At 63.8% G+C, this 17,196-nt stretch carries 14 protein-coding genes; 8 read left to right on the top strand and 6 right to left on the bottom strand.

What is annotated here, in order from left to right:
- Nucleotides 1-4 precede the first annotated feature (4 nt).
- On the top strand, nucleotides 5-643 hold the full coding sequence (locus tag SOM28_RS20075; RefSeq protein ID WP_320469208.1) for a redoxin domain-containing protein: 639 nt from the start codon (nucleotides 5-7) through the stop codon (nucleotides 641-643).
- Between the two features lie 12 nt (nucleotides 644-655).
- On the opposite strand, the gene murJ is transcribed toward SOM28_RS20075, so the two are convergent.
- Complete coding sequence (gene murJ / locus SOM28_RS20070; protein WP_320469207.1) at nucleotides 656-2,212, bottom strand: murein biosynthesis integral membrane protein MurJ; 1,557 nt, start codon at nucleotides 2,210-2,212, stop codon at nucleotides 656-658.
- A 259-nt stretch (nucleotides 2,213-2,471) separates the two neighbouring features.
- Here murJ and rpsT point away from each other — a divergent pair, with 259 nt between their 5' ends.
- Entirely contained in the window at nucleotides 2,472-2,738 is a 267-nt protein-coding gene (rpsT, locus tag SOM28_RS20065) for a 30S ribosomal protein S20 (protein WP_005669248.1), read from the top strand.
- A gap of 393 nt (nucleotides 2,739-3,131) precedes the next feature.
- Nucleotides 3,132-5,363 carry an NADP-dependent isocitrate dehydrogenase gene (locus tag SOM28_RS20060; protein ID WP_123068720.1) on the top strand — a complete coding sequence of 744 codons (2,232 nt, stop codon included), beginning with the start codon at nucleotides 3,132-3,134 and terminating at the stop codon, nucleotides 5,361-5,363.
- A gap of 50 nt (nucleotides 5,364-5,413) precedes the next feature.
- On the opposite strand, the gene SOM28_RS20055 is transcribed toward SOM28_RS20060, so the two are convergent.
- Nucleotides 5,414-5,959 (bottom strand): pseudouridine synthase, encoded by a 546-nt coding sequence (locus SOM28_RS20055; protein ID WP_320469206.1) that lies wholly within the window; start codon nucleotides 5,957-5,959, stop codon nucleotides 5,414-5,416.
- Between the two features lie 128 nt (nucleotides 5,960-6,087).
- Between SOM28_RS20055 and icd the strand changes: the two genes are divergently transcribed.
- Both icd and SOM28_RS20045 read left to right on the top strand, forming a co-directional pair.
- Nucleotides 6,088-7,341, top strand: a complete 1,254-nt coding sequence (icd, locus tag SOM28_RS20050; RefSeq protein ID WP_320469205.1) for an NADP-dependent isocitrate dehydrogenase — start codon at nucleotides 6,088-6,090, stop codon at nucleotides 7,339-7,341.
- Between the two features lie 29 nt (nucleotides 7,342-7,370).
- Nucleotides 7,371-7,676 carry a hypothetical protein gene (locus SOM28_RS20045; RefSeq protein ID WP_320469204.1) on the top strand — a complete coding sequence of 102 codons (306 nt, stop codon included), beginning with the start codon at nucleotides 7,371-7,373 and terminating at the stop codon, nucleotides 7,674-7,676.
- 55 nt (nucleotides 7,677-7,731) lie between these two features.
- Here the strand turns inward: SOM28_RS20045 and cspE are convergent, their stop codons facing one another.
- Nucleotides 7,732-7,935, bottom strand: a complete 204-nt coding sequence (gene cspE, locus SOM28_RS20040; RefSeq protein WP_005669258.1) for a transcription antiterminator/RNA stability regulator CspE — start codon at nucleotides 7,933-7,935, stop codon at nucleotides 7,732-7,734.
- A gap of 319 nt (nucleotides 7,936-8,254) precedes the next feature.
- Here cspE and clpS point away from each other — a divergent pair, with 319 nt between their 5' ends.
- The 3 genes from clpS to SOM28_RS20025 all read left to right on the top strand — a co-directional run bounded on the left by clpS (nucleotide 8,255) and on the right by SOM28_RS20025 (nucleotide 12,695).
- The gene (clpS, locus tag SOM28_RS20035) at nucleotides 8,255-8,557 is read left to right on the top strand and encodes an ATP-dependent Clp protease adapter ClpS (RefSeq protein WP_020653505.1); all 303 of its coding nucleotides are present in this window, start codon (nucleotides 8,255-8,257) and stop codon (nucleotides 8,555-8,557) included.
- Entirely contained in the window at nucleotides 8,554-10,854 is a 2,301-nt protein-coding gene (clpA, locus tag SOM28_RS20030; protein WP_123068716.1) for an ATP-dependent Clp protease ATP-binding subunit ClpA, read from the top strand. Before clpS ends, clpA begins: the two co-directional genes overlap by 4 nt.
- Before the next feature lie 254 nt (nucleotides 10,855-11,108).
- Nucleotides 11,109-12,695: a methyl-accepting chemotaxis protein gene (locus SOM28_RS20025; protein WP_320469203.1), complete on the top strand. Its 1,587-nt coding sequence runs from the start codon at nucleotides 11,109-11,111 to the stop codon at nucleotides 12,693-12,695.
- Nucleotides 12,696-12,799: 104 nt separating this feature from the next.
- On the opposite strand, the gene SOM28_RS20020 is transcribed toward SOM28_RS20025, so the two are convergent.
- From SOM28_RS20020 to prpR, 3 genes are all read right to left on the bottom strand, one after another.
- Nucleotides 12,800-13,987 (bottom strand): trans-sulfuration enzyme family protein, encoded by a 1,188-nt coding sequence (locus SOM28_RS20020; RefSeq protein ID WP_320469202.1) that lies wholly within the window; start codon nucleotides 13,985-13,987, stop codon nucleotides 12,800-12,802.
- The gene (locus SOM28_RS20015; RefSeq protein ID WP_123071324.1) at nucleotides 13,984-15,363 is read right to left on the bottom strand and encodes a pyridoxal-phosphate dependent enzyme; all 1,380 of its coding nucleotides are present in this window, start codon (nucleotides 15,361-15,363) and stop codon (nucleotides 13,984-13,986) included. The genes SOM28_RS20020 and SOM28_RS20015 overlap by 4 nt, the downstream gene beginning before the upstream one ends.
- A gap of 156 nt (nucleotides 15,364-15,519) precedes the next feature.
- Nucleotides 15,520-17,118, bottom strand: coding sequence for a propionate catabolism operon regulatory protein PrpR (gene prpR, locus SOM28_RS20010; protein ID WP_320469201.1), 1,599 nt, complete (start codon nucleotides 17,116-17,118; stop codon nucleotides 15,520-15,522).
- Nucleotides 17,119-17,196 lie beyond the last annotated feature (78 nt).

Genomic DNA, 17,196 nt, shown 5'->3' with positions numbered 1-17,196 from the left:
TCATATGAACGGTTCTTCTCGTCGCGCCATGCTGCGCACCACCGCATCGGCCGCCGCCCTGGTAGCAGCCGGTTTCCTGGGCGCCGCGCCGGCCCTGGCCGCACCAGTCGTCGGCCAGCCGGCGCCCGCCTTCACGGCGGTCGACAGCAAGGGCAAGCAGCACAGCCTGGCCGACTACAAGGGCAAGGTCGTGGTGCTGGAATGGACCAACCACGATTGTCCTTACGTGAAGAAGCATTACCAGGCGAACATGCCGAACCTGCAGAAGCAGGCGCAGGATGCAGGCGTGGTGTGGCTGAGCGTGATCTCGTCGGCACCGGGCGAGCAGGGTCATGTGGATGGCAAGAAGGCCGATGAACTGACGGCCAGCCGCAATGCGGCGCCAAGCGCCGTGCTGCTCGACCCGCAAGGCACGGTCGGCAAGGCCTATGACGCGCGCACCACGCCGCATATGTACGTCATCGACGCCAAGGGCGTGCTGCGCTACGCGGGCGGCATCGACAGCATCGCCTCGGCCAAGCTCGAAGACATCGAGAAGGCCAGCCCGCTGTTCAAGACCGCGATGGAGGCGGTGGTGAAGGGCCAGAACGTGGCCCAGGCCACCACCCGTCCTTACGGCTGCAACGTCAAGTACAAGTCTTGATCGCGGTGTAACTCAATTCGCGCGGCGCCGGAAGTCGCGCGGCCTGAAGCCCAGTACCGCCAGCACGGCGAAATAGGCAAAGGCGCAAGCGGTGATGATGCCAAGCAGGGCGCCGATGCGCAGCGCCGGCGTGGCCTTCATCGCCGCCCAGTCGAACTGCGCCTGGCCGAACCAGGCCAAGGCGCCCATCACGCCGACCGCGATGGCCAGCTTGATGAAGAATGCCAGCCAGCCCGGTTGCGGCGTGTAGATGCCGCGCCGGCGCAGGCCCACGTACAGGCAGGTGGCGTTGATGCAGGCGCCCAGGCCGATCGACAGGGCCAGCCCCGCCACGCCCAGGTCGAGCCAGAACACGAACAGCAGGTTCATGAGCTGGGTGGCGAACAGCACCATGATCGCGATGCGCACCGGCGTCTTGACGTCCTGGCGCGCATAGAAGGCCGGCGCCAGGATTTTGACGAGGATGATGCCGAGCAGGCCGGCGCTATAGGCCATCAGCGGCATGGCCGAATTGGCCAGCGCCGCATCGTCGAATTTACCGTAGTGGAAGAGGGTGGCGATCATCGGCTCGGCCAGGGTCGCCATGCCCACCGCCGCCGGCAGCGCCAGCAGGAAGGTCAGGCGCAGTCCCCAGTTGAGCAGCGCCGCGTATTCCTCGGTATTGCCTTCGCTATTGGCTTTCGACAGCGACGGCAGCAGGATGGTGCCCAGGGCGACGCCCAGCATCGCGGTCGGGAACTCCATCAGGCGGTCGGCATACTGCAGGGCCGAGACGGCGCCGGCCGCCAGGCTGGCGGCGATGCCGGTATTGATCAACAGGCTGATCTGGGCCGCCGATACCGCGAACACAGCCGGTCCCATTTTCCTCAGCGTGCGCCGCACGCCGGCGTCGCGCAGGCCGTGCATCGGGTTGAGCGATATGCGCGGCAGCATGCCGATCTTGACCAGCGAAGGGATCTGGATCGCCACCTGCAGCAGGCCGCCGACGCAGACCGCGATCGCCATCGCATAGATCGGCTGCTCCAGGTAGTTGACCAGCACCAGCGAGGCGAAGATGAAGGACAGGTTGAGCAATACCGGTGTAAAGGCGGGAATCTTGAACTGGCGCCAGGTATTGAGGATGCCGCCGGCCAGGGCCACGAAGGACATGCAGGCGATATACGGGAACATCATCTGCGTCATGACCACCGAGGCGTCGTAGGCGCCGGGCGTGTCGCGCAGGTCGCCGGCGAGCAGCGTGATCAGGAGCGGGGCGCCGACGATGCCGACGATGCTGGTCAGCACCGTGGCCCAGATCAGGGCGGTGGCGACGTGGTCGACCAGGGTCTTGGTGGCCGCCTCGCCGTGCTGGGTTTTATATTCCGACAAGATCGGCACGAAGGCCTGCGAGAACGCGCCCTCGGCGAACAGCCGGCGCAGCAGGTTCGGCAGGCGGAAGGCGATGATGAAGGCGTCGGTATAGGCCGAGGCGCCGAAGGCGCGCGCGAACAGGCTTTCGCGCAGCAGGCCGGTGACGCGCGACAGCATGGTCATGCTGGAAATGGCGGCGAGGGTTCTGAGCAGGTTCATGGCGCAAGATTATACTTGGGCAACTCGTTCGTACGGACACGAATGGCAGGTGCCGGATAATGCCCCGCTAGGCGCGGTAAACCGACAATCTTTGAATTATGAATTGCTCGGAATTGAAACCTTCGCTATAATCGTGGGCTGTACTGAATTCTGTTAGCAGACACTAATCGTTGGGCAGGCACCGCATCGCTAACCCCGGCGCCAGTTTGACAGTCGCTAATGTTTGCAAACGCAACTTGACCCCGATTTAGGAAATTCCATGGCAAATACCGCACAAGCGCGCAAACGCGCTCGTCAAGCAGTTAAGCAAAACGCACACAACTCGTCGCAGCGTTCGACCCTGCGCACCGCAATCAAGGCCGTCCGCAAAGCCATCCAGGCTGGCGACAAGGCAGCTGCGACCACTATCTTCCAGCAATCCGTGTCGAAGATCGACAGCATCGCTGACAAGAAGATCATCCACAAGAACAAGGCAGCGCGTCACAAGAGCCGCCTGGCTGCAGCCCTGAAAGCACTGTCGGCTTAATAGCCGTTTGCGACGCGGCCCTCAGGGCCGCGACGGCAAAGTTCTGTGCAGTTGGAAAGACCCGCCCGACTTCGGTCCCGGCGGGTTTTTTTGCTTGGCGCTTCACTTTCCTCGCTGCAGCCCGCCAAACTTGTCGAACGCTTAAAAACTGGTAAGCCGACCAAAGCTCGGGCATAATATGGCGCGTCTTATGTCTTATAGAAGACTTCGGCGCTGACCGCGACGCCGTGGGGTGATGTGATCACTCTTTTGCGATCTGCCATCCCGGAGTCGGGAGGGGTAGAATGTCCGGCATCAGTGCGGAGCGCCAAGGCGGAGCGCCAGAGTCTCGCCTGTGGCCAATTGTCAGTTTTATACTCGCGACAGCGTTCGCGACTACCGAGGAAAATGTGCATGAGCAGTGATCAGACCATCATCTACACCCTGACCGACGAGGCGCCGCTGCTGGCGACCCACGCCTTCCTGCCTGTGGTCAGCACCTTCACCAAGCCGGCCGGCATCACGGTCGAGGCCAGCGACATCTCGGTCGCGGCCCGTATCCTGGCCGCCTTCCCGGAGAACCTGACTCCGGAACAGCGCGTGCCCGACGCGCTGGCCGACTTGGGCAAGAAGACGCTCACGCCGGAAGCCAACATCATCAAGCTGCCGAACATCAGCGCCTCGGTCACCCAGCTGACCACCGCGATCAAGGAACTGCAGGACAAGGGCTACAACATCCCCGACTATCCGGCCGATCCGAAGACCGACGAAGAAAAAACCATCAAGGCCAAGTACGGCAAGTGCATCGGCTCGGCGGTGAACCCGGTCCTGCGCGAAGGTAACTCGGACCGCCGCGCACCGCGCGCCGTCAAGGAATACGCACGCAAGAACCCGCACTCGATGCAGCCATGGTCGCAGGCGTCGCGCACCCACGTGTCGCACATGACCCACGGCGACTTCTACCACGGCGAGAAGTCGATGACCCTCGACGCGGCGCGCGAAGTCAAGATGGAACTGGTCACCAAGAGCGGCCAGACCATCGTCCTGAAGCCTAAAGTTGCCCTGCAGGCCGGCGAGATCATCGATTCGATGTTCATGAGCCGCAAGGCCCTGCTGGACTTCTACGAAGCCCAGATCGAAGACGCGCACCAGACCGGCATGCTGTTCTCGCTGCACGTCAAGGCGACCATGATGAAGGTCTCGCACCCGATCGTGTTCGGCCACTGCGTGCGCATGTTCTACAAGGATGCTTTCGCCAAGCACGGCGACCTGTTCGACAGCCTCGGCATCAACGTCAACAACGGCATGGCCGACCTGTACAACAAGATCGCCGACCTGCCGTCGTCGCAGCGCGAAGAAATCATCCGCGACCTGCACGCCTGCCAGGAACACCGTCCTGAACTGGCCATGGTCGACTCGGCCAAGGGCATCACCAACTTCCACTCGCCGAACGACGTGATCGTCGACGCGTCGATGCCGGCGATGATCCGCGCCGGCGGCAAGATGTACGGCGCCGATGGCCGCCTGAAAGAAGTGAAGGCTGTCATTCCGGAAAGCACCTTCGCTCGCATCTACCAGGAGATCATCAACTTCTGCAAATGGCATGGCGCTTTCGATCCGAAGACCATGGGCACCGTGCCGAACGTCGGCCTGATGGCCCAGCAAGCCGAAGAATACGGTTCGCACGACAAGACCTTCGAGATCACCGAAGCTGGCGTGGCCAACATCACCGACCTCGCCACCGGCGAAGTGCTGATGTCGCAGAACGTCGAACAGGGCGATATCTGGCGGATGTGCCAGGTCAAGGACGCGCCGATCCGCGACTGGGTCAAGCTGGCCGTGACCCGCGCCCGCAACTCGGGCATGCCGACCGTGTTCTGGCTCGACCCGTACCGTCCGCACGAGAATGAGCTGATCAAGAAGGTCAAGGTCTACCTGAAGGATCACGACACCAGCGGCCTGGACATCCAGATCATGTCGCAAGTGCGCGCGATGCGCTACACCCTGGAGCGCGTCAAGCGCGGCCTGGACACCATCTCGGTGACCGGCAACATCCTGCGCGACTACCTGACCGACCTGTTCCCGATCATGGAACTGGGCACGTCCGCCAAGATGCTGTCGATCGTGCCGCTGATGGCCGGTGGCGGCATGTACGAAACCGGCGCCGGCGGTTCGGCACCGAAGCACGTGCAGCAGCTGGTCGAAGAAAACCACCTGCGCTGGGATTCGCTGGGCGAGTTCCTGGCCCTGGCCGTCTCGCTGGAAGACCTCGGCATCAAGACCGGCAACAACAAGGCCAAGGTGCTGGCCAAGACCCTGGACTCGGCCACCGGCAAGCTGCTGGACAACCGCAAGTCGCCATCGCCGAAGACCGGCGAGCTCGACAACCGCGGCAGCCAGTTCTACCTGTCGATGTACTGGGCGCAAGAGCTGGCCGCGCAGACCGAGGATGCCGAACTGGCCGCCAAGTTCGCGCCGCTGGCCAAGCAGCTGGGCGAGAGCGAAGCCAAGATCGTTGCCGAACTGCTGGAAGTGCAGGGCAAGCCGGCCGATATCGGCGGCTACTACAAACTGGACGAAGCCAAGGTGGGCGCCGTGATGCGTCCGAGCGCGACCTTCAACGCTGCGCTGCAATCGCTGGCGTAATCCGGAGCGTCAATAAAAAACCCGCCGTACCGTGAGGTCGGCGGGTTTTTTTACATCCTGACCTCGATGTGCTCGCCCGGCATGAGTGGGTGCGTCGCCAGCGAGAACGGCCCGATACTGCTGCGCACCAGGCGCAGGGTAGGGAAGCCCACCGCCGCCGTCATCCGCCGCACCTGCCGGTTCTTGCCTTCTTCGAGCGTGATCGCGATCCATGCGGTGGGCTTGTCCTGGCGCGCGCGGATCGGCGGATTGCGCGGCCACAGCCATTCGGGCTCGGCGATGCGCACCGCGCGGCAGGGCTTGGTGACGAAGTCGCCCAGGTCGAGCGGGGCCTGCAGCCGCGCCAGCGCGGCGGCGTCGGGCACGCCATCGACCTGCACCAGATAGGTCTTGGCTTCCTTGAGGTCGGGGTGGGCGATCTTGTGCTGCAGCTTGCCGTCGTCGGTCAGCAGCATCAGGCCCTCGCTGTCGGCGTCCAGCCGGCCGGCGGGATAAATGCCGGGAATATCGAGATAATCGGCCAGCGATTCGCGGCCCTCCTGCGGCGAGAATTGGCACAGGACCTGGAATGGCTTGTTAAAGAGAATCAGGGGCATCGGAAGCGTGTGAACGGATGAGGATAGCTGAGGCATAATGCATGGCAAGCCGATGCATCGTGGCGGCATGCCGGGCGTCATTGTAAGCGAGTTCGCGCCGCAGGCCGCCGCCCTACCTGGAGGAATGGATGGTCCAGCATATCACCGTCCCGGCCGCTGGCCGGAAGATCACCGTCAACCCCGACTTCACCCTGAATGTCCCGGACCACCCGGTCATTCCCTATATCGAGGGCGACGGCACCGGCGTGGACATCACGCCGGTCATGATCAAGGTGGTCGATGCGGCGGTGGACAAGGCCTACGGTGGCGCGCGCAAGATCAGCTGGATGGAAATCTTTGCCGGCGAGAAGGCGACGCAACGCTATGGTGCGGACACCTGGCTGCCGGACGAGACGCTCGCCGTGCTGAAGGACTACGTGGTTTCGATCAAGGGCCCGCTGACGACGCCGGTGGGCGGCGGCATCCGTTCGCTCAACGTCGCGCTGCGCCAGGAACTCGACCTCTACGTGTGCCTGCGGCCGGTGCGCTACTTTGCCGGCGTGCCATCGCCGCTCAAGCAGCCGGAAAAGACCGATATGGTCATCTTCCGCGAGAACTCCGAAGACATCTACGCCGGCATCGAGTGGGAAGCCGGCTCTGAAGGCGCGAAGAAGCTGATTGCCTTCCTTTCCGAGGAAATGGGCGTGAGCAAGATCCGCTTCCCGGACACCTCGGGCCTGGGCATCAAGCCGGTCTCGCGCGAAGGCACCGAGCGCCTGGTGCGCAAGGCGATCCAGTATGCCATCGATAATGACAAGCCTTCGGTGACCCTGGTCCACAAGGGCAACATCATGAAGTACACCGAAGGCGCGTTCCGCGACTGGGGCTACGCCTTGGCGCAAAAGGAATTCGGCGCCGAGTTGTTCGACGGCGGCCCGTGGTGCAGGATTAAGAATCCGAAGACGGGGCGCGACATCATGATCAAGGATTCGATCGCCGACGCCTTCCTGCAGCAGATCCTGCTGCGCCCGGCGGAATACAGCGTGATCGCCACGCTGAACCTGAATGGCGACTATATCTCGGACGCGCTGGCGGCCCAGGTCGGTGGCATCGGCATCGCGCCGGGAGCGAATATGTCCGATTCGGTGGCGATGTTCGAAGCCACCCACGGCACGGCGCCGAAATACGCGGGCAAGGATTATGTGAATCCGGGGTCGCTGATCCTGTCGGCCGAGATGATGTTGCGCCATATGGGCTGGAGCGAGGCGGCCGACCTGATTATTGCGGCGATGGGGCGGGCGATCGTCGCGAAGACCGTGACCTATGATTTTGCGCGCCTGATGGAAGGGGCGACCCAGGTGTCGTGTTCGGGATTCGGCGAGGCCATGATCGACAACATGTAGGCGTCATTTATATCGCATAAGGAGGGACTGTGAGCGAAGAATCAATCACGCAAGCCAGATACGAGAAAATCGGACGTTTTATTGACGCTTTCCAGCGGTGTGCCGATCCGGAGCGCTTGCGCGCGGCGGCCGCAACCGCAGAATTGGCGCCCGACCTGGCCGAGCGTGCGGCGTCGCTGGTGCGCCGTTATGACGAGGCGCTGGAGGCGCTGCAGCGCAACAGTCCGCAAGCCATGCCCGATTCGGTTGACGACGATCAGCTGAATGCGATTCTGGCCGACACAGAGGCATTCGTACGGGAGAGCGGCTGGACGAACGGCGATGCGCCCGATTGATGGACGAAAAAAAACCCCGCATGCGCGGGGTTCTTTGCTTCCGGGAGGGGAGAGATTACAGACCCTGGATGTTGGAAGCTTGCTTGCCTTTAGGGCCTTGCGTGACTTCGAATTGGACTTTTTGACCTTCTTTGAGGGTCTTAAAACCGTTCATGTTGATCGCGGAGAAGTGAGCAAACAGATCCTCGCCGCCGTCATCAGGAGTGATGAAGCCAAAACCTTTGGAATCATTGAACCACTTAACAGTACCAGTTGCCATAAAAGAACTTTCAAATTTAACAAATCACACGAGCCATAAAAGCAAGAAGCTTCTTGCCCCCTCCTCAGCCTTGCTCACTTCTTATCAACAAGTACATAAGTACAATGTCAATAACTGCATTGTTGGTGGAATAATCACTGAAGTCAAGCGCTTTTACGTGCCTCTTGCCAAATATTTCAGGCCTAAGTCATCCACGCTCTTGATTTCCTCAATCGGAACGCCATCTGCGCAAATATCCGAAAACGCGTAAGATGGAAGCACCAGAAAACGAGCTGATGTTTACGCTTGGCACCAACCTCGGAAGTATTAGAATAACCCCATGGCAACGAAGCACGATACTGAACAGCTGCTTGAGCGGCAGACCGTCAAACCGCCTCCGCTGTACCAGGTGGCGCTACTGAACGATGACTACACGCCGATGGAGTTCGTGGTCGCCGTGATCCAGGAGTACTTCAACAAGGATCGCGAAACCGCAACCCAGATCATGCTCTCTGTTCACCGTCATGGTAAGGGTGTGTGTGGGGTGTTTTCCAAAGATATAGCGTGTACCAAAGTGGAGTTTGTCTTAACGCATGCGCGCAAGGCCGGGCACCCCCTGCAGTGCGTGATGGAGGAAGTATGATTGCGCAGGAACTTGAAGTATCCCTACACATGGCCTTTGTCGAGGCTCGCCAGGCACGTCACGAGTTCATCACCGTGGAACACCTGCTGCTCGCGCTACTCGATAATCCATCGGCCGCCGAAGTCCTGCGTGCGTGCGCGGTCAATATCGAAGACCTGCGCAAGACCTTGACTAATTTTATCGGTGATAACACCCCGACCGTGCCTGGCACGGGCGAGGTCGACACCCAGCCGACGCTCGGTTTCCAGCGCGTGATCCAGCGCGCCATCATGCACGTGCAGTCGGCCTCGAACGGCAAGAAAGAAGTGACCGGCGCGAATGTGCTGGTCGCGATCTTCGGCGAGAAGGATTCGCACGCCGTCTACTACCTGCACCAGCAGGGCGTGACCCGTCTCGACGTGGTCAACTTCATCTCGCACGGCGTGCGCAAGGACCAGCAGATGGACACCCAGAAGGCGTCCGAAGGCGTGGAAGAAGCGCAGGTCGAAGGCCAGGCGAAGGAATCGCCGCTGGACCAGTTCACCCAGAACCTGAACAAGGCGGCCGCCGACGGCAAGATCGATCCGCTGATCGGGCGCGAGGAAGAAGTCGACCGCGTCATCCAGATCCTGTGCCGCCGCCGCAAGAACAACCCGCTGCTGGTGGGCGAGGCCGGCGTGGGTAAAACCGCGATCGCCGAAGGCCTGGCCTGGCGCATCGTGCAAGAGGACGTGCCCGAGATCCTGCAGAACGCCGTCGTGTTCTCGCTCGACATGGGCGCGCTGCTGGCCGGCACCAAGTACCGCGGCGATTTCGAGCAGCGCCTGAAGGCCGTGCTCAAGCAGATCAAGGACACCCCGAACGGCATCCTGTTCATCGACGAGATCCACACGATCATCGGCGCCGGCTCGGCCTCGGGCGGCACGCTCGACGCGTCGAACCTGCTCAAGCCGGCACTGGCCAATGGCCAACTGAAGTGCATCGGCGCGACCACGTTCACCGAATTCCGCGGCGTGTTCGAGAAAGACCATGCACTGTCGCGCCGCTTCCAGAAAGTCGACGTCAACGAACCGACCGTCGAGCAGACCGTGGCGATCCTGCGCGGCCTCAAGTCGCGCTTCGAAGAGCACCATGGCGTGAAATACTCGGCGTCGGCGCTGTCGACCGCGGCCGAGCTGGCGGCGCGCTTCATCAACGACCGTCACCTGCCAGATAAAGCGATCGACGTGATCGACGAGGCCGGTGCAGCCCAGCGCATCCTGCCGAAGTCGAAGCAGAAGAAAACCATCGGCAAGACCGAGATCGAGGACATCATCGCCAAGATCGCGCGGATTCCCCCGCAAACGGTCAACCAGGACGACCGCAGCAAGCTGCAGACGATCGACCGCGACCTGCGCAACGTCGTGTTCGGGCAAGACCCTGCGATCGAGGCGCTGTCGGCCGCGATCAAGATGGCGCGTGCCGGCCTGGGCAAGACCGACAAGCCGATCGGCTCCTTCCTGTTCTCCGGTCCGACCGGCGTCGGCAAGACCGAGGTGGCCAAGCAGCTGGCCTTCATCCTGGGTATCGAGCTGGTGCGCTTCGACATGTCCGAGTACATGGAGCGTCATGCCGTGTCGCGCCTGATCGGCGCGCCGCCGGGCTATGTCGGTTTCGACCAGGGCGGCCTGCTGACCGAGGCCATCACCAAGAAGCCGCACACCGTGCTGCTGCTGGACGAGATCGAGAAGGCCCATCCGGACATCTTCAACATCCTGTTGCAGGTGATGGACCATGGCACCCTGACCGACAACAACGGCCGCAAGGCGGACTTCCGCAACGTGATCATCGTGATGACCACCAATGCGGGCGCCGAGAGCCTGACCAAGCGTTCGCTGGGCTTCCTCGATTCGAAGGCGGCTGGCGACGAGATGGCCGACATCAAGCGCATGTTCACGCCGGAGTTCCGCAACCGCCTGGACGCGATCATCAGCTTCCGTGCGCTGGACGAGGACATCATCCTGCGCGTGGTCGACAAGTTCCTGATGCAGCTCGAAGAACAGCTGCATGAGAAGAAGGTCGAGGCGATCTTCACCGAGAAGCTGCGCAAGTTCCTCGGCACCAAGGGCTTCGACCCAGCGATGGGCGCGCGTCCGATGTCGCGCCTGATCCAGGACATGATCCGCAAGGCGCTGGCCGACGAACTGCTGTTCGGCCGCCTGACCAGCGGCGGCCGCGTGACGGTCGACCTGAACGAGAAGGACGACGTGGTCCTCGAGTTCCCGGAAGGCGACGCACTGCCGCCACCGGCACCGGCAGAGACGGTCGAGATCGAGTAACGGAGGGCGCCGCAAGGCGCTCTGAGCAACAAGCCCGCGCACCCAGTGCCGCGGGCTTTTTTTTGTTAACGGAACGATGCGCGATGGCGCGCGACCCTCGCTCTGAGTGGCATGACTTTTATTTAACTTGCTTGCCTTTATTTTAAAAGTCTTTGTAAAGAACTATGGTAATTCTTGAAATGTGAGTTCATGACTGTGTCATATAACATTTCTAGAATGCACGCATCGTTGTCCCACCTCATCACGGACTACCCATGCGACTCCCACAGCTCAATACCTCCGCCAAGCTCATCGGCGCCTTCGGCATCCTCTCCCTCGTCATCGTGATCATTGCCGCCGTCGCGGTATGGCGCATGCACGCGGCGGATGTCATCACCTCTAACCTGGTCGACGACAAGCTGGCCAAGCAGCAGCTGGTATCCGACCTGCTCGGCATCGAGCGCCTGAACGGCTCGCGCACCGTCTCGATCGCGCGCAGCGACAGCCTGGAACTGGCCGACTACTTCCAGGCCCAGCTGGCGGAAGGCCGCAAGAACATCGCCGCCATCGAAGAGAAATTGGCCAAGCTGCCCGTGTCGGAGCGCGAGCGCGCGATGCTGAAGGATGCGGCCCGCCACAAGGCCGCGCTGGGCAAGGTCCAGGAAGCGCTGTTCAAGGCCAAGGATCTGGGCCAGACCGGCCTGGTCGAGGAAATCCTGACCAGGCAATGGGAACCGGGCTACAAGGCCAAGGTCGGCGCGTTCGAAGCCTTGCTCGCCTACGAGAGTAGCGAAGCGCACCGCCTGGCCGACGAAACGACCGCCTCGTCGAGCTTCAGCAAGATCCTGCTGCTGGGCCTCGGCGGCGCGGCGCTGCTGGTGGGCGCGGGCCTAGCCTGGGCCCTGAGCCGCAACCTGGTGGTGCCGCTGCAGCAGGCCGCGATGCTGGCCGAACAGGTGGCCCACGGCGACCTGCGACCGACCATCAGCCACCAGCGCAGCGACGAGATCGGCCGCCTGTTCGACGCCCTCAACGGCATGACCCACGGCGTCTCGAATACCGTGTCGCAGGTGCTGGTCGGCGCCCAGGCGATCGACTCGGCCTCGAACGAGATCGCCGAAGGTAACCAGGACCTGTCGAACCGCACCGAGCGCCAGGCCGACGCGCTGCGCCAGACCGTGAGCGCGATGGATGAACTGAGCGAGGCGATCGCCAGCAACAACGCCAATGCGAAGAACGCCAATGCACTGGCCCAGACCGCGTCCGGCGTGGCCACCGAAGGCGCGCGGGCGGTCGAACAGTTGGTGGCGCGCATGGGGGCGATCAAGGCCTCGGCCGCGCGCATCGTGGACATCACCGGCATGATCGACAGCATCGCCTTCCAGACCAATATCCTGGCGCTGAACGCGGCGGTGGAGGCGGCGCGCGCGGGCAGTGAAGGCCGCGGCTTCGCCGTGGTGGCCAGCGAGGTGCGCAACCTGGCCCAGCACTCGGCCGGGGCGGCCAAGGAAATCAAGAAGCTGATCGGCGAGTCGTCGAGCGAGATCGAGGCCGGCACCGGCATGGCCGAATCGGCCGGCTCGACCATGCGCGCGATGCTGCAGCACGTGCACGAGGTGGCCGGCATTCTCGGTCAGATCCACACCGCCAGCGCGGGCCAGGCCATTGGTGTCACCCAGGTCAGCAAGTCGATCGCCGAGATCGACATGTCGACCCAGCAGAACGCGGCGATGGTGGAAGAAGCCGCCGCGGCGGCGGCCTCGATGCGCCAGCAGGCGGCGGAGTTGTCGGCGCTGGTGGCGACGTTCAAGTTGCGCAGCGCGCTCGCCGCGCCTGCGACTCAGCATCTGCTGGCAGCGTAGGGTGGACGGCTCTGCCGTCCACGCGGTGATAGTTGGCCGCAAGATCATCTGGCGCGGGAGCGGAGCCGTCAACCATCACCGCGTGGACGGCGAAGCCGTCCACCCTACGATCCTATTGCCGCCAGCGCCCGCCGCAGGTCCTCGCGCTGGTCGTCGATATGCTCGATGCCGACCGACAGGCGAATCAGCCCATCGCCGATCCCCAGCTCGGCGCGCTGCTCCGGCGGAATGGTGGCGTGGGTCATCAGGGCCGGATGCTCGATCAGGCTTTCCACGCCGCCCAGGCTTTCGGCCAGGGTGAACACCTCGCAGGCCTCCAGGAAGCGGCGCGCGCCGGCGATGTCGGTGTCGAGGTCGATCGACACGATGCCGCCGTAGCCGTGCATCTGGTGGCGCGCCAGCGCGTGCTGCGGATGCGATTCCAGGCCTGGGTAGTACACCTTGCGCACTCGCGGCTGCTGCTCGAGCCAGCTGGCCAGCAGCAGGGCGCTGGCGTTGCTGCGCTCGACGCGCAGGGCCAGGGTCTTGATCCCGCGTAGCACCAGGAAGCTGTCGAACGGACCCTGGATGGCGCCCACCGCGTTCTGGATGAAGCCGAGCTTCTCGGACAAGCCAGTCTGGGCGTCGCCGGCGCCGACCACGGCCACGCCGCCGATCACGTCCGAGTGGCCGTTCATGTACTTGGTGGTGGAGTGCACCACGATGTCGAAGCCGTGCTCCAGCGGACGCTGGTTGATCGGGCTGGCGAAGGTGTTGTCGCACACGCTGATGATGCCGCGCGCGTGGCAGATGCCGGCGATCGCCGTCAGGTCGGCCAGCTTGAGCATCGGGTTGGTCGGGGTCTCGACCCACACCATGCGCGTCTCGGGCTTGATGGCGGCGGCCAGCGCGTCGGGGTCGGACAGGTCGACGTAGCTGAACGACAGGCCGGCGCTGTCGCGGCGCACGCGCTCGAACAGGCGGTAGGTGCCGCCATACATATCGTCGCCGGCCACGATGTGCGAACCGGCCGGCAGCAGTTCGAGCACCGCCGCAATGGCAGCCAGGCCGGAAGCGAAGGCGAAGGCGGCGCGACCGCCCTCGATGTCGGCCACGCAGCGCTCGAGCGCCCAGCGCGTCGGGTTGTGCGAGCGGCCGTAGTCGAGGCCCTTGTGCACGCCGGGGCTCTCTTGCCGGAAGGTCGAGGTGGCGAAGATCGGCGGCATCACGGCGCCGGTGGCCGGTTCGGGCGACTGGCCGCCGTGGATGACGCGGGTAGCCAGGTGCCGTTTGAATTCGATTGGATGAGTCAAGACAGGGTCCTTCGCAGATGGTTGAGCAGGTCGTAGCGCGTGATCAGGCCGTAGAAGGTCGGCCCGTCGGCAATGACGGCGGTCAGGCCGCGGTCGAGGATCTCGCGCAGCTGGCCCATGCTGGCCGCCGGATGCAGGGTTTGCAGTTCGGACGTCATGGTGCCGGACACCGGCGCATTGAAGCGCGCGGTATCTTGCGTCACCTGGTACAGCAGGTCGGATTCGTCGATCAGGCCCAGCAGCCGGCCACCCGCGTCGACCACCGGCAGCTGCTGCACATCGCTCGAGCGCATGCGGTTGAAGGCGGTGAGCAGGGTGTCGTCGGGCGAGAGCGTGATGACTTCGCCGGCGTCGTGGCGGCGGCCGATCAGGTCGCGCAGGTCGCCTGTCTTAGGCCGGGTAATCAGGCCCTGGTCGACCATCCAGCCGTCGCTGTAGACCTTGGAGAGGTAGCGGGTGCCGGTGTCGCACACGAAGGTGACCACGCGCCTGGGGCGGGTCTGGGCGCGGCAATAGCGCAGCGCGGCGGCCAGCAGGGTGCCGGTGGACGAACCCGCCAGGATGCCTTCTTGCTGCAGCAGCAGGCGCGCGGTGGAAAAACTTTCTTCATCGCTGATGGTGTAGGCGGTTTTTACACGCGACAGGTCGGCGATGCCGGGGATGAAATCCTCGCCGATGCCCTCGACCGCCCACGAGCCCGCATGTTGCGAGACGTGGCCGGTCTCGACGTACTCGGCCAGGATCGAGCCTTTCGGATCGGCCAGGACGAATTCGAGCAGGGGCTGGGTCTTTTTGAAGTAGCGCGACAGGCCGGTGAGGGTGCCGCTCGATCCGACCCCGACCACGATGGCGTCGAGCTTGTGGTTGGTCTGGTCCCAGAGTTCAGGGCCGGTCGTCGTCTCGTGGGCGCGCGGGTTGGCGGGATTGTTGAACTGGTCGGCGAACCAGGCGCCGGGGATCTCTTTCGCCAGGCGCGCGGCGTAGTCCTGGTAATACTCGGGATGGCCCTTGCCGACGTCGGAGCGGGTCAAGTGGATCTCGGCGCCGAGCGCCTTCAGGTGCAGGACTTTTTCGGCCGCCATCTTGTCGGGCACGACCAGCACCACGCGGTAGCCCTTGATGCGCGCCACCAGCGCAAGGCCCAGGCCGGTATTGCCGGCCGTGGCCTCGATCACGGTGCCGCCGGGCTGCAGCAGGCCGTCGTGCTCGGCCTGCTCGATCATGGTCTTGCCGATGCGGTCCTTGATGGAGCCGCCCGGGTTCTGCGATTCGAGCTTGAGGAACAGCTGGCAGGGGCCGGTATCGATCCGGGTGACTTCCACCAGCGGGGTATCGCCGATCAGCGAAAACAGTGCAGCTTGCGACGCATGTTGCATATTGCCTCCGTTAAGCCGGCCAGCCGGCGCGGGTAGCGCAAGGGAACCGCGGCGGGCAGGCGTGCTACGACGACTGGCGCGGATCGGCGCCAGCACTTTGAACATTCATGATACGAGTTTTTGTCGAGCGCTGCTTTGGAGCAGCTTAAAGTTTTATTAAGCCTCGCCCTTGAGACGGCGCCACAAGGTTGTGCGGCTGATGCCAAGGTGCCGCGCGGCAAGATCACGTTGTCCGCCGAAGCGGGCCAGCACGGCAGCCACCGATTCGCGCCCAGGCGCAGGGGAGGGGGCCGTGTCAAGCGACGCCGCTTGCCGCCCAAGTTCCGGCGCCACCGACAGCATGAAGGCCGGCGTCAATGCCTGCAGCGGCTCGGCCGCCAGGAACAGGGCGACCCGCTCCATCAGGTTACGCAGCTCGCGCACATTGCCCGGCCAGGCGTAGGAAGCGAGCAGGGGCGCGCAAGCCTTGACCTCGGCCGCCAGGTTCGGATGCGGGCGCGCATCGAGCGCGGCCAGTGCATGCTTGAGCGACCATTCGGCCAGTGGCGCGATGTCCTGCGCGCGGGCGCGCAGTGGCGGCAAGGCCAGGCGCAGCACCGCCAGCCGATAGAACAGGTCGGCCCGAAAACGTCCCTCGCGCATCCGCGCTTCGAGGTCGCAGTGGGTGGCGCTGATCACGCGCACGTCGATCGGCACCGGGCGCGTGCCGCCGACCCGCATTACCTCGCGTTCTTCCAGCACGCGCAGCAGGCGGGTCTGCAGGGCCAGCGGCATTTCGCCGATCTCGTCCAGGAACAGGGTGCCGCCATTGGCGGCCTCGAACAGGCCGGCGTGGCCGCCGCGGCGTGCGCCGGTGAACGCGCCTTCCTCGTGGCCGAACAGCTCAGATTCCAATAATGACTCGGCGATCGCGCCGCAGTTCACCGCCACGAAGGGGCGGTTGGCGCCGCGGCGTGGGCTCTCGCGGTGGATCGCCTGGGCCACCAGCTCCTTGCCGCTGCCGGTCTCGCCCTCGATTAGCACGGTGCTGGGCGAACGCGCATACAGCACCACGGTCTGGCGCAGGCGCTCCATCGCGGGCGAATCGCCGCGCAAGTCGTTCATGCCGCGCCGCGCGCGTTGCTCATTGGGCTTGCGCCGCCCGCGGCCGGCTTCGAGCCGGGTCAGGCGCGCCAGCTCCAGCGCGTCGTCGAAGGCCTGGCGGATCGAGGCGGCCGAATACAGGAATACGCCGGTCAGCCCGGCTTCCTCGGCCAGGTCGGTGATCAGTCCGGCGCCGACGATCACGGCGATGCCCTCGGCCTTGAGCTCGTGCACAGCGGCGCGCGCATCCTCGCGCGTGACGTAGGTGCGCTGGGCCAGGTCGAGGCCGAAGGTGGCGGCGAAGTCGCCCAGTTCTGGCAGCGGCGCCTGGTAGCTGATCACGCCGATCCGATTCGAGACCCGGCGCGCCCGCGCCAGCGCCTTCATGACGTCGTAGCCACTGGCCTTGGCAGCCACCACCGGCACCGACACGCGTCCCTTGAGCCAGGCGGCATTCGAGCCGGCCGCGATGACCACGTCACAGTGTTCATGGGCCAGGCGCTCGCGGATATGTTTTGCGGCCTCGTCGAAACCAAGATGCAGCGGTTCGATCGAAGCTAGATGGTCGTATTCGACGGTGATGTCGCGGAACAGCTCGGACAGGCGCGAGACGGAGACGGTCCAGATGACGGGCTTGTCGCCGGCATCCAGAGGGGAACGGGGTGCATTCATGTTTCAAGTTTAGTGCATTTTTCAACCCGGAGTTTCAATTTGAAACGCCGGGGCGTAATCGAACGAGCGGTCAATTAC

The sequence above is a fragment of the Massilia sp. CFBP9026 genome, assembly GCF_034045165.1.
In the GTDB taxonomy this organism is placed as follows: Bacteria; Pseudomonadota; Gammaproteobacteria; order Burkholderiales; family Burkholderiaceae_D; genus Telluria; species Telluria arenae.
This window is presented reverse-complemented; position numbering and strand designations above follow the sequence as displayed.

Coding starts and splice junctions, on each gene's coding strand:
- SOM28_RS20075 (WP_320469208.1), top strand. CDS start 5: ATGAACGGTTCTTCTCGTCGCGCCATGCTGCGCACCACCGCATCGGCC.
- murJ (WP_320469207.1), bottom strand. CDS start 2,212: ATGAACCTGCTCAGAACCCTCGCCGCCATTTCCAGCATGACCATGCTG.
- rpsT (WP_005669248.1), top strand. CDS start 2,472: ATGGCAAATACCGCACAAGCGCGCAAACGCGCTCGTCAAGCAGTTAAG.
- SOM28_RS20060 (WP_123068720.1), top strand. CDS start 3,132: ATGAGCAGTGATCAGACCATCATCTACACCCTGACCGACGAGGCGCCG.
- SOM28_RS20055 (WP_320469206.1), bottom strand. CDS start 5,959: ATGCCCCTGATTCTCTTTAACAAGCCATTCCAGGTCCTGTGCCAATTC.
- icd (WP_320469205.1), top strand. CDS start 6,088: ATGGTCCAGCATATCACCGTCCCGGCCGCTGGCCGGAAGATCACCGTC.
- cspE (WP_005669258.1), bottom strand. CDS start 7,935: ATGGCAACTGGTACTGTTAAGTGGTTCAATGATTCCAAAGGTTTTGGC.
- clpS (WP_020653505.1), top strand. CDS start 8,255: ATGGCAACGAAGCACGATACTGAACAGCTGCTTGAGCGGCAGACCGTC.
- clpA (WP_123068716.1), top strand. CDS start 8,554: ATGATTGCGCAGGAACTTGAAGTATCCCTACACATGGCCTTTGTCGAG.
- SOM28_RS20025 (WP_320469203.1), top strand. CDS start 11,109: ATGCGACTCCCACAGCTCAATACCTCCGCCAAGCTCATCGGCGCCTTC.
- SOM28_RS20015 (WP_123071324.1), bottom strand. CDS start 15,363: ATGCAACATGCGTCGCAAGCTGCACTGTTTTCGCTGATCGGCGATACC.
- prpR (WP_320469201.1), bottom strand. CDS start 17,118: ATGAATGCACCCCGTTCCCCTCTGGATGCCGGCGACAAGCCCGTCATC.